We start from the raw sequence: 12,697 nt of genomic DNA on the forward strand, positions 1-12,697 counted from the left end.
GCGGACGCGGTCGCAACGGCGGGCGCGGCGCGGAAGGCGGGGGCCGCAACGCATGCAGCCGGCGCGGGAGCTGCGTGCCGACCCATCCCGGCCACCGAGGGCCGGCCTCGCGCGGCGATCCGGTCGACGTTCTGGGCGGCCGGTCGTTCGTCGATGCCGAGCCGGACCTCGCGCTCCCGGGTCCGTTGCCGTTCGTGCTCGCGCGCTCGTACTCCAGCGATCGCACGACGGTCGATGTCGGCTTCGGTCACGGCTGGTCGCACTCCTTTGCATGGTCGGCGCGCGTCGGGCGCAGGGCCGTCGAGGTGACCGACGCCGAGGGGGCGCAGCTGCTGCTGCCTCTGCCCGGCATCGGCGAGGCGCTGCTGGGCGCGGAGGGGTGGGTCGTGCGGCGCGCAGCCGCAGAGCGGCTGGAGCTGGTCCGGGACGACGGGCTTCGGCTCGTCCTCGACGCCCCGCTGGGCGACGGAAAGCTCGGGCTCTCCGCGGTGCTCGACCGTTACAATAACCGGATCTCGCTGATCTACGAGCGCGGCATCCTCGTCGCCTTCGAGGACAGCGCCGGGCGAGCGATCCTCGTGCGCCGGGATGGGAGAGGCCGCATCGCAGCCCTCGAGGTGCCCAGCCGGGACGGCTTCTCGTCCGGGTCGCTGGTCGTGCGTTACACCTACACGACCGTGGGCGATCTCGCCGAGGTCGTCGATCCCGACGGATTCGTCACCTCGTTCGACTACGAAGAACACAGGATCACGAAGCACCGCTATCCGGGCGGGATGGTGTTCCACTATCGCTATGACGCCCAGGGCCGCTGCGTCGAGACCTGGGGAGCACCGGAGACGGGCGTGGATCCGTGCCTGGATCCCGATCTGCCTGCGACGCTGGCGGACAGGAGGACGCCCGCGAAGGGCATTCTCCATTGCGTCTTCGAGTATGGCCCCGACGGCTACTGCGAGGTCGTCGACTCCGCGCTGGTACAGCGCTACAGCCCCGACGGCGACGGTCGGCTCGACAGGATGGTCCACAACGCGAGCGTCGTGACGCGCACCTACGACGAGCGCGGCCACGTGGCGTCCTACACCGATCCGCTGGGGGCCACGATCCGCTGGGAGCGCGACGAGTGCGGGCGGCCCTTGAAGATCACCGATCCGATCGGCCGGACGTTGACGGTCGAGCGGGACACGGACGGTCACATCCGGAGCTTCACGGACCCTTCAGGCGCCACGACGACGGTGGAGCGCATCGGCCGGCGGCTCGTCTGGAGAGATCCGATCGGGGCGGTCTTCGAGGTGGAGGTCGACGAGCGGGGCCTCACGACCGAGACGGTGGCGCCGAACGGAGGGCGAACGCGCTATCGCTACGACCGGCCAGGCAACCTGACCGAGCGCACCGACGCGCTCGGCCGAACATGGCGATTTTCGTATGATTTCTGGGGCAGGCGGCGCTCCGCGATCGATCCGGCGGGCGCGGTGACCTGGTACTCGTATTCCGCGCGCGGCGATCTGCTCGCGATTACGGACGCCGAGGGGCGCGCCGTCCAGATGACGTACGATGGGCTCGGGAACGTCACCTCCGTGACGTACGCGAACGGACGGACAGAGCGCTATCGCTGGGGAGGTCTCGGCTGGCTGCATCAGGTGGAGATCGGCGGCGCGGTGATCGCGACCCAGCTCTACGACCGCGAGGGGCGCCTGGTCGCGATCGTCGACGCCGCGGGTGCGCGGCACACCTTCGAGCACGACGCGCGGGGACTCGTGCTCTCCGAGCGCAGCTTCGACGGCGCTCAGCGCCGCTACGGCTACGATCTCGCGGGTCGGCTCACCTCGCTGGTGGACGAGCGCGGCGAGCGCACGGAGCTTCTTTACGACCTCGCCGGCCAGCTCGTCGCCCGCCTCTACGACGACGGCTCGAAGGACGAGCTCACGCACGACGAGGCCGGTCGCCTCGTCGAGGCGACCCGGGGGTCGGTGCGGGTGGAGCTGCGCTACAATGCGGTGGGCTGGCTCGTCGAGGAACGTCAGACCGTGGGCGCCGAGACGATGACGGTGCACCTCGACTACGACGCGATGGGTAGACCCGTGCGACGTTGGACGGAGCGAGGGCGCGGGGTCGCCTGGGAGCGCGACCTCATGGGCGGCGCGAGCGCCGTGATCCTCGGCGCGGGGCAGCGCATCACCTTCGAGCAGGATGAGGGCGGGCGCGAGCGCGCGCGGGTGCTCCCGGGCGGCGGGCGCATCGAGGTGGAGCTCGGCCCTGAGGGGCTCCTCCGCGCGCAGCGCGTGCGCCGCAACATGACGACCGCGTCCGTGAGGCCGGGCGAGCCGGCGTGGGTCGGCAAGATCGACGCGGGGCTCACGGTGGCTCGGCGGTACGACCGAGACGCTGACGGCGAGCTGCTCCGTGTCGATGACAGCTTGCTCGGCGCATTTCGGCTCGACCGGGATGCGCTCGGCCGGCTTGCCGCGCTGGTCGGCGACCGCGAGGGCGACGGGACCAGGACGAGACACTACCTCTTCGATCCAACCGGCAATCTGCTGCGTGGACCGGCGGGTGAGCCGGCGGAGTTCGGCCCGGGCAACCGGCTCAAGCGGGTCGGGGGTCGGGAGGTCGCGACGGACGCGGCCGGTCGGGTGATCGCGATCACCGAGGGCGAGACAGACCATCGCCTCACCACGCGCTTCGTGTGGGATGCGACCGGCCTCCTCGAGGCCGTCGAGCGGCCCGACGGCACCCGGGTGGAGTTCGCCTATGACACCTTCGCTCGCCGGCTCGCCAAGCGGGTGATCGATCCGGCCGGGCGCACGCTCTCCTCCACGCGTTACGTTTGGGATGGCGCGCGCGTGCTCGAGGAGCGCCGACGGACGGCGGAGGGGGAGCGGATCCGCGTCTTCCTGACCGATGACGACAGCGGGGCTCCGCTGGCTCAGGCCGAGGGGAAGGAATGGTTCTTCTGCGTGGCCGACGAGCTCGGCGCGGTCCACCACCTGGTGCGGGGTGACGGGCAGCTGGCTGGATCCACGCTGCGCGACCCGTGGGGCGGCGTGGAGCGGCGCGAGGGGGGCGCGGAGGCGCCGCTGGGCTTCCTGGGGCAGATTGCAGATGACGAGACGGGGCTCTTCTACAATCGCTATCGCTACTACGACCCGAGGATCGGGCGCTATTTGAGCCCTGATCCGCTCGGCGTCCATGGCGGCCTGAACGTCTTCTCCTACGCCGACAACGACCCGTCGACACACGTCGACCCCGACGGCCTGCTCCCGATGGCGGTCATCACGCAGCCGGGCCGCCAGGACATCGTCGGGCGGAGCGGCCAGGTGCCCCAGCGGGGCGATCCCGGCTTCGATCCTGCGGTAGGCTATGCGCACTACAACGCCCGCGTCGCGCTCGGGGGCGGGCCCGGGCGCCAGGCGGGCAACGAGGGGTGCGCCGAGATCGCCGCCTTGCACCAGATGGCGCAGCAGATCCGAGCGGATAACCCGAACCGCCGGATGAGCCGGGCCGAGGTGCGGCGGGAGATGCAACGGCGCTTCCGGAACGGCGCCCGCATCTCGACGAACAACGGGATGAACGGGGGCGGGCCCGCGATGTGCCCTTGCCACATGTGCGCGCAGACTTTCCGGGAGCTCGGACTTCACCCGGGCAACATCAACCAGGGCGCCGCGGCCAACGCGACGGGCGGGGTCGCCGCGCCGAACCCGGGGAGGGGCAACAACCGGGGGCTGTGGGACGGGCAGTCGATCTGGCGCAACAACCGGAACGACAACACCTCGCGCCAGGAGAACGACGCTGCGAACGGGTTGATCGGGGCAACCCAGCCGTCGAGGACGCCTCCTTTCACCGGGACCTGAGCGGAGCCCGAGATGGCGGAGCTAGTATGAGCGGGACCGCTGGACGAACGGTGGAGGACACGTTCCGGACTGCGCTCGAGGAGGCCGCGGCAGAGCGCGGTGGAGATCCGGAGGTTCGCGTTGCGACCGCCGTCGCGCTCGAGCGCCTCTCCTGCGGGACGACGGCCACCCTCGTCGCGGACGACGACACGGATCGATGGGCCGTGCTCGGCGGGGTGGTCGAGGCGCTGCGTGATCGAGGCGCGACCGCGGTGCTGTGGCCGATCGGGCGAAGGTGGGGCACGGCGCTGCCGCTCGCGAGCGCCGAGGCGCTGGTCGCCGCGCTCGCAGCCGTGGATCCAGCGTTCGACAGCGGCCAGCGGCCGGCCACGAGCGAGGACGTCGCCCACGAGGCGCGCCTCCGGCTCTCGAGCGAGGCGCTCCAGGCCCTCGGGACGGTGCTCATCGTGGACGCGCCCGAGGACGCGGTGGGGTTCTCGCCGGGCGCGATCCTGGACGAGGGGCCGGAGAACGGCGTCCGGGTGCTGCGCAGCGTCCGCGAGGGAGCCGGCGGTACGGAAGAAATCCGGTTGCCGGTGCGAGGCGCCGCGAAGCAGCTCCCTGGAACCGGCGGCGTGGAGGGGCTCGCCGCGGCAGTCGCCCTCGCCCTCGCCCCCGCGCCGATCCCGGTGCTCGCCGCGGTGGCGGGCGTCGATCCGGAGACGGTCGCCGCGGGGCTCGCCGAGGCGGTGGGACCGGGCGGGCGGCTGCTCGTCGAGGGCGGGGGAGTGACCTACCGCGACAGCGGATGGCGGGCCGGCGTGGAGGCATCGCTCGCGCCGGCGGAGCTCGCGCGAGCGCATGCGAGGTTCGCGGAGGCGGCGCGTCGCGCCGCGCGCGGCGAGGGTCCGGGCAGCGACGAGAGGGCTTACTGGGCGAGGTGCCGCGCGGGCCATCTGGTGCTCTCGGGAGCGCCGTGGACCGCGTTCACCGAGCTCGTCGAGCCGGCGTGGGAGGCCTCTTGCGCGGCGGTTCAGGCCTCTCCGCGCGGCCGCATCGAGGACGCGCGCCTGGCGCGGCGAGCGGCGCAGCGTGCGGCCGCCGGGATCGTCGAGCAGCCCGCGACGCATGCGGGAAGCGTCGCCGCGAGGCGCGAGGACGTCGAACCGGGCGAGAGGGCGCGCGCTGCAGCGTTCGCGGTCCATGCGGCGCTGGTCGAATCGTCCCTGCGATCGCGGCTCTGGGTGGACGGAGGGCCCCTCGCGGACAGCGCGGCCGCGGCGCAGCTCCTCGCCAGCTGGGCCGAGCGCGTTCGCGGCGCCGCACGCGAGCGCCTGGCAGCGCGCTCGCGCGAGGTGGCGCGGCGAGAGCCCTGCTCGGCTCGAGCGCTGCTCGCCGCGGCGACGGTGAGCCCGAGCGGGGAGCGGGCAGCGCTGCTCGATGAGGCGCTGCGCCGCCTGCCCGAGGACCGCACGGAGCGGCTGGAGGTGCTCTGCGCCGCGGCGAGCGTGCTCGGAGGCGAGGCGCCGGGAGCGACGGAGCATGCCGCCGAGCGGTCGTCCGGTGGAACGCGCTCGACCGAGGCGCGCTCCGAGGCGAGCGACGGGCTCGCAGCGGCGGACCCGGCCGCAGGCGCCGCGCTCGACGACGTCCTCGCGCAGGCGCTCGCGCTCGTCTCGAGGGAGCTCCTCGGGTCTTTCCAGCGCGCCACGGCGTCCTGGCCGGCGGCGCTCTGCGCCCGCGCGGTCGACGCGACCGGCCCGGAGCACCCGTCGCGGCGCGCGGTGCTCGCGCTGCTCTCGCCCAGGTTGGATGAGCAGGTCCGCTCGGCAGCGGCGGACTGGGTCGCGCGCGACGCCCTCGCGGCGCTCGCGTCCGGCAACGCGTGGGACGCGTCGGTCTACGAGGACCTGCGGCGCGTGGCGCCGTTCGTCTCCCTCGAGGTCGCGCTCGAAGCGAACGCGCAGCGGGGGCTCATGGACGCGCCGGGGTCGCGGCGCGTGATGCCCGCGCTGCTCGAGCGGCTCCGGTCGCTCGGGGCCCCCGTGGACGCCGCGGCAGCGAGCGACGCGCGCCAGGGAGCACAGGCCAGGAAAGGCGCTCGGGCAGCGCGTGCGAGCTCCTCGCAAGGCGCGGCGCCCGAGCTCGCCGCGGGGGCCGCGGGCAGCAAGGGGGCAGCGAGGACGGCGGAGGCCCTCGCGGCGCAGGAGGCGGACGCGCTCGCCGTCCAGGGGTCGGATCGCATGGCGGCCCTCGCCCAGGCGGCGCTCGCGCTCCCGCCGGAGCGCGCCGCGGCGCTCGCGGAGCTCGCCGTGGTCGCGGCCGAGGAGCATCCACCCGGGGACAGCTGGGGCTACTTCCTGCTCGCGCAGCTCGGAGGTGTGCTCTCGCTCGAAAGAGCGGCGCAGGTGCTCGGAGGGGTGCTGGATGTCGTCACCGGCGCTCCGCTGCGGTCCGAGATGCTCTGGACCGGGGACGGCAACGACCTGCGACAGGTCGCCCCGCTGCTCCAGCGGATCGGCGGTGACGCGCTGCTCGTCGATGCGGGCGAGCGTGTGGCGGAGATCTCCGCCCGTTACACGTGAATCGGCCAGACAGCGCGGCCCGTCCTCTTCAGCGTGCCGCCCGCGTCTTCACCGCGCGCGATGCCGCCCGCACGGCGCTACGCGGAGCGCGCGCCCGCGGCAGGCCGGCCCTTCGCGGCCCCCCGCAGCGCGTGGACGATCCCGTCCTGAAGCGACCCGAACGTCGCGACCCCATCGAGGTCGGCCCCGATCTCGACCAGCGCCCTCGCCACGTCCGGGCGGATGCCGCTGAGCAGCACCCGCGCCCCGAGGAGCCGCGCCGCGCCGATCGAGCGGATGAGCCCGTGCACGGCCTGCCGATCCACGGTGCGCACCCCGGTGATGTCGAGGATGACCACGCTGGCGGCCCTCTCGGAGAGCGCCTGCAGCAGCGACTCGGTCATCCGCGACAGCCGCTGCTCGTCGAGCGAGCCGACGAGCGGGACCACCATGATCCCGCCGGTGATGGGGATGATCGGCGTCGAGAGCTCCTCGACGAGGATCGTCTGCCGGTGGACCGCCTCGCGGAGCCGCCAGCGCTCCTCGTCGGCCCGCTGGCTCTCGGTGAGGTCCCGCGCCACGCAGACGAGCCCGTGGATCTGCCCGCCGTCGGTCCGCATGACCGAGGCGAGGAACGAGACGGCGACGGCGCGCCCGTCCTTGCGCAGACAGACCCTCTCGTCGCGCGCGCCGCCCGCGTCGATGAGCGCGCCGGCCGAGAGCCCGGGGAACACGGCGTCGAGCGGCCTGCCGACGAGCTCTTCCCGGGTGTACCCCGAGAGGTCGCAGGCGGCCTGGTTGACGCTCCGGATCCCGCTCGCGCGGTCGGCCACGACGAGGAGGTCGAGCATCGATTCGATGATGCTCGTCACGTACGTCTTGGAGACCGTCGAGCTCGCGAGCTCCTCGCCGAGCATGTTCAGCCCGGCCGCCATGCCGTCGATCACATCGTTCCTGTCGCTGACGGGCGCCTTCCTGGCGTAGTTGAACCCGACGAGCGCCACGATGACCTCCATGAGCTCTTCCAGCCGCTGGCTCAGCTCGTCCGGGGCCGAGGGCGCCGCCGCCAGCGGCGCCGCGAGCGGCCTCAGGGCGGAGAGGGCCTGGTCGAGCGGATCCGCCCCGAAGGCCGGCGGCAGGGCGCCGCGCCGCTCGGCCGGGAGCAGGCGCAGCACGAGCTCGCAGAGCTCGGCGACGCGCGGATCGTCCAGTGGGCCTGTGCCCATCAGTCAGTGAAGCCTTTCAGCCATTGAATCGCCTCCCTCTCCTCGGTGAAGAGCCGAACGGGCTTGGCGCGGTTCCCGTAGACGGTGAGGAAGATGTTGCCGATCATCCGCGCGACCGGGCGCTGGCCGAGGAGCGCCATCGCGCGGTGCGCCTGCGTCGCCTCCTCGGATGCGTAGTAGTTGCGCGCGTCCAGGTCCGTGGCCTTGCACCGCGTGAGATCGCACAGGATCGGGTACGGCGTGCCCCTGCTGAATCGCTTGTTCGCGGCGATGTTCTCCTTCGCGTCGGCGAGCGTCTGGACCACGCCCTCGTCGACATCGAAGCGGATGATCCTGTTCTCCCTGTCGAAGGAGAACTCTCCGGTCCGCGTCCTCAGACGCTCGTCTCCCAGCTCGCTCACGTCCCCCCCTCTCGCCGGGCGGGCCGGAGGCGGCGCGCAGGCCGGTAGCCGCGCCCCACCCGCGTCGATCGCCGGTCCACCGCTGCCGCCGACCTGCGCTCATCGCGCCCCCCTGAAATTCGGTTGTAACACCGACCTGCTCGAAATGTCCAAAGCTCTTTACAAAGCCTGCGCAGACCGGGGCCTCATCGAACGCGACGTGGCGCAGAGATAGCTCGCGTACAACGAGGAGAGGTCCCGCGTGCGCCGGGGTAGGGGCGATGCTCCGAGGAGGCGCAACGGGCCATACCTCGGAGCCTCATCGACAGGTGTCTTGCGCTTCGCGAGTCATCGAGCCTCGCTCTCACGACAGCGTCTCGCCCTCACTCTCTCTACCCGCCGCGCCTCGGGAAGAGCCATCGGGAGGGGGTGGCGCGCGCGGGGGTGGCGGGGGAAGGGCCCCACGAACCCGAGCGCCGGCCTGCATCGAAGCGAGTCGCTCCTGATCTTGCCTCACCCGTTCAGCGGGCCATAGCCACCACAAGGCGCGAGTTCGTGGGAAGGGCCCCCCGCCGCCCCCGCGCGCGCCACCCCCTCCCGATGGCTCCCCCGCGATCCGGCTCTCTCCCCCCGCCCCTCGTCAGATCCCGTACTGCCGCAGCTTCTTGTGGAGCCCCTCGCGCGTGATCCCGAGCGATTTCGCCGCGTTGGTCTTGTTGTTGTTGTGCCCGCGCAGCGCTTCCAGGAGGAAGAACTTCTCGACCGCGTCCATCATCTCCTTGAGCGACCCCTTCGGCGTCCCCGCCCGCGCCACGAGCCCCTCGACCTGCCGGATCCGCGGCGACAGCAGCTCCGGCGTCGCGAACGCCCCCGGATCCAGCTGGATGACGAGCCGCTGCACCTCGTTCTGGAGCTCCCGGACGTTGCCCGGCCAGTCGTAGGCGACCATGAGCTCCATCGCCTGCTGGCTGAACCCGCCGCACGGCTTGCCGATCTCGTCCGCGTAGCGCTCCAGGAAGTGCGCCGCGAGCAGCGGGATGTCGTCCCGCCGCTCGCGCAGCGGCGGCAGCCGGATCGGGAACACCTTGAGCCGGTAGTAGAGGTCCTCGCGGAACCGCCCCTTGGCCACCTCGTCCTCGAGGTTCCGGTTCGTCGCCGCGACGATGCGCACGTTGACGTGCTTCGGGCTCGTCGCCCCCACGGGGCGGATCTCGCCCTCCTGGAGCGCCCGGAGCAGCTTCGACTGGAGCGACAGCGGGGTCTCGGTGATCTCGTCGAGGAAGAGCGTGCCGCCGTCGGCGATCTCGAACAGGCCCTTCTTCTCCTCGGTGGCGCCCGTGAACGACCCCTTCTTGTGGCCGAAGAGCTCGCTCTCCAGCAGGCTCTCGGCCAGCGCCGCGCAGTTCTGCGCGACGAAGAGCTTGTCGCGGCGGCGGGAGCGGTAGTGCACGGCGGCGGCGATGAGCTCCTTGCCCGTGCCCGTCTCGCCCTCGATCAGCACCGTGACGCGCGTGTCGACCACCTTGTCGAGCTGGCCGATGACCCGGCGCATCGCGTCGCTGTTGCCGATGATGTCGACCGCGCCCCCGCCCCGGCGCTTCTCCTCGCGCCCCTTGAGGAAGCTGTTCTCCTTCTGGAGCCGCTCCTCGGCGAGCACGAGCCGCTTGATCAGCCGGGCGTTCGCCACCGCCAGCGACGCGTTCGCCGCCAGCACGAGGAGCGTCTCCAGATCGCCCGCGTTCAGCATCCCGGGCGCGCTCCGGTTGTCGGCCTGGAGCACGCCGATGATCTCCTCGCCCTTCCAGAGCGGCACGGCCAGCGTGCTGCGGATCGAGGCGCCCATCAGCGACTCGGTCTGCCCCACCTCGATCGGCGCGTCGGCCGCGAGCACCGCCGCCCGCTCCTTGATCACCTTCCGGTACACGCTGCGCGTGATCGGCACCGGCCCCGCCGGCGGCGCCCCGCGGCCCGACGGGGAGCGGACGCGCGTGAGCACCGGGACGAACGCCGCCCGCGCCGCGCCCGGCTCCTGGTCGTCGTCGCGCAGCACCACCGTGACGTGCGTCGAGCTCGGCACGAGCGCGAGCACCGCGTCGGCGATCTCGGCGAGCACCTCGTCGAGATCGTCCGCGGCGCCGATGCGCTTCTGCGCCGCGTACATGGCCGAGAGCGCGCTCGGGTCGCGCTCGATCTTCGCCGCGGCGGGCTCGATCTCGTCGAGGCGCCGGATCGAGACGACCCGCGCGTCGTCGGCCTCCTCCGGGATCTTCACCACCATCCGGGTGACCGCGTCGCCCGAGCCGAGCTCGATGACGTCCCCCGTCTGGAGGGCGACCGCGCTGCGCCCGGGCCCGAGCTCGAGCCGCTCGCCCCGCCGCACCACGCTCGTCCCGTTCGTGGAGCGCAGGTCCTCGAGGATCACCCCGTCGGCGCCGTTCACGATGCGCGCGTGCGCCCCGGAGACGTGGCGATCGTCGAGCACGACGCGGTTGTCCGGAGAGCGCCCGAGCGTGATGAGCTCGCCCTGGAGCTCGAAGGCGCGCCCGGCAGCGAGACCCTGGGTTACCTCGAGCACGATCATGGTTCGTTCAGCCAGGAAGGCCCCGTGGGGAAGGCCCGGAGTAAACCGTCAAGACGGAGGAGATGCCAGGAAAAATCGGGCAGCCCCGCGCTCCGGCACGACATCGCACCCGGAAGCCGCTCGGAAAAGAACATCTGGAATCGCGTGGTCGCCGTCGTCGCGCGCCACCCCGGGGCCGACCGCGGGGTGGGGCGCGCGACGGCGGCGCTCACTGCGCGCGGGCGGACAGGCGGTAGATGACCGTCTTGAAGGGCGCGTTGCCGGAGATCTTCTCCGGATCCTTCGAGGCCTCGCCCTCGTCGACGATCTTCTGCAGCTTGTCCGCGACCTCGGCGTCGCCCTTCGGCGACAGCGCGTCGATGACCGAGACCGACACGAAGCGCACGGCCGCGTTCGAGACCTTCGGCAGCGCGTCGATGATCTGCTGCCGGACGTCCGGGGAGCCGAGGACGCCCGTCATGTAGGCGGCCTTGATCCCCTGGAACTGCGTCTCCTTGGTCTGCGACGCCGGGTCCCCGAGCTTGCCGACGTAGCAGTCGACCTTTGTCGCGCAGGTGCTCAGCAGGTCCTTCGCGAGCTTGATCTCCTTCTCCATCGACTTGCCGACCGTGCCGCCGCCGCTCGTGCGGGTGTTCGCGAGCCGGTCGACGTCGGCGACCTGGTCGGGCTTCATCAGCTTGAGCGCCGTCTGGAGCGAGATGTCGCGGATCTGCGCGACGTCGTCCTCCTCGCCGCGCGCCTCGAGCCCCGTCTTCACGAGCCACGGCACGAGGCTCGCGTCGAAGAAGTTGCCCGCCGCCTCGGCGAGCATGACCCGCGCGTTGATGCCGGCCGGCGGCATCTCGAGGCCCGCGGGCGTCTTCTCGTAGGCCGCCTGGAAGGCGGCGAGGGTCTCCGGCGTCTTGGGCACCTTGGTGAGCTCGCGCGCGATGATGGCGCGCGGCACGTCCTCGGCCTTCTCGAGCGCGGCGAGCAGCGGCTGCACCGACTCCTGCCGGCCGATCGTCGCCAGGACGAGCGCGGCGGCCGCCACGTGGGCGGTCTCGGCCGCCTTCTTCTGCTCCGCGCTCGGCTTGTCGCCGGCGGCCTTCAGGTTCTCGACCTTCGAGTACTCGACGAGCTCCTTGTGCTCGCCCTTGAGCAGCTGGATCGCCGGCTCGATCGCGGGCTTGCCGATCTTCGTGAGCGCGAGGATCGCGGTCGCGGCGGCGTCCGCCTTGAGCGGCGACAGCACCACCTTGAGCAGCGGCACGACGGCCTTCTCGCTGCGCTGCCAGCCGAGCAGCTCGGCCGCGGTGATCTGCCAGAACAGCTCGTTCCGCATCGTGGCGACGTCCTTCGGATCGTTGATCGGACGCCCGAGCATCGTGATGAGCCCGTCCTCCCACGACTTGCTGTTGATGTCGATCATCGCGTCGTGCACGTCGCGCGAGATCGTGGAGCCCTTCGGCTTGCCGTGCTGGAGCTTGGTGAAGACGGCCATGAGCGGCTCGGCGGCCTTCTCCGACTTCATCGCCCCGAGGCCGCGCACGGCCCAGCGGACGTCCTCCTCGGTCGACTCGGGCTTGTAGTCCTTGAGCGCCTTGATGAGGCAGGCGTCGCCGCGCGGGTCGCGCGTGTCGGAGATGAACTTGATGAGCTTCGAGTTCGTGCGCTCGTCGAGGTCGCCGGCCACGCACCGCTGCGTCATCGGCTCGATGATCTTGTCGAGGAGCGGCTTCACGGTCGGGCCGTTCCGGTCCTTGTTGTCGCGCGTCATCGCGTCTTCGAAGAACTGGACGAGCCGGTTGACCGAGGGGGTAACCGTCGCCGGGTCGTCGAGCCGCTTGACGTGCGTCTCGGGGTCGTTCTCGTCGGCGCACCCGGCGACGATCCCTGCGGAGAGCGCCATCGACGACGCGGTGGCGGCCCCCAGGAGGAGCGAGCGAAGGAGCGGCAGGATGCTGCGTGCTGAGCGGGACATGGTGTTTCCTCCGGGACCTCGGTGATGCTGCCGGCCTGACCTCGCCGTCGCGAGGCGCGCGAGAAGGAGAGGCGGTCAGCGGCTAGCCTTCGTTAGCCTGAGGGGACGAAAGTGGACAAAAACAGCGCGCGGCAGGGGGCGCGGCCCCCCTTCGGCCAC

The 12,697-nt window shown here is 72.0% G+C and carries 6 protein-coding genes; 2 read left to right on the plus strand and 4 right to left on the minus strand.

The annotated features are described in order from the left end of the window. Positions 1–74: 74 nt before the first annotated feature. Together WMF20_RS04360 and WMF20_RS04365 are read left to right on the plus strand one after the other, a co-directional pair. On the plus strand, positions 75–3,845 hold the full coding sequence (locus WMF20_RS04360) for an RHS repeat-associated core domain-containing protein (protein WP_437610941.1): 3,771 nt from the start codon (positions 75–77) through the stop codon (positions 3,843–3,845). Positions 3,846–3,871: 26 nt separating this feature from the next. Then, positions 3,872–6,409: a hypothetical protein gene (locus WMF20_RS04365; protein ID WP_129573141.1), complete on the plus strand. Its 2,538-nt coding sequence runs from the start codon at positions 3,872–3,874 to the stop codon at positions 6,407–6,409. A 77-nt stretch (positions 6,410–6,486) separates the two neighbouring features. Here WMF20_RS04365 and WMF20_RS04370 read toward each other — a convergent pair whose 3' ends face one another. The 4 genes from WMF20_RS04370 to WMF20_RS04385 all read right to left on the minus strand — a co-directional run bounded on the left by WMF20_RS04370 (position 6,487) and on the right by WMF20_RS04385 (position 12,538). Then, positions 6,487–7,614 (minus strand): PAS domain S-box protein, encoded by a 1,128-nt coding sequence (locus WMF20_RS04370; RefSeq protein ID WP_129573142.1) that lies wholly within the window; start codon positions 7,612–7,614, stop codon positions 6,487–6,489. Then, the gene (locus WMF20_RS04375; protein WP_129573143.1) at positions 7,614–8,015 is read right to left on the minus strand and encodes a DUF7793 family protein; all 402 of its coding nucleotides are present in this window, start codon (positions 8,013–8,015) and stop codon (positions 7,614–7,616) included. Before WMF20_RS04375 ends, WMF20_RS04370 begins: the two co-directional genes overlap by 1 nt. A 619-nt stretch (positions 8,016–8,634) precedes the next feature. Next, complete coding sequence (locus WMF20_RS04380; RefSeq protein WP_129573144.1) at positions 8,635–10,575, minus strand: sigma 54-interacting transcriptional regulator; 1,941 nt, start codon at positions 10,573–10,575, stop codon at positions 8,635–8,637. A 208-nt stretch (positions 10,576–10,783) separates the two neighbouring features. After that, complete coding sequence (locus tag WMF20_RS04385; RefSeq protein WP_437610944.1) at positions 10,784–12,538, minus strand: hypothetical protein; 1,755 nt, start codon at positions 12,536–12,538, stop codon at positions 10,784–10,786. Positions 12,539–12,697 lie beyond the last annotated feature (159 nt).

The organism is Sorangium sp. So ce834, from assembly GCF_051521425.1.
GTDB lineage: Bacteria > Myxococcota_A > Polyangia > Polyangiales > Polyangiaceae > Sorangium > Sorangium cellulosum_D.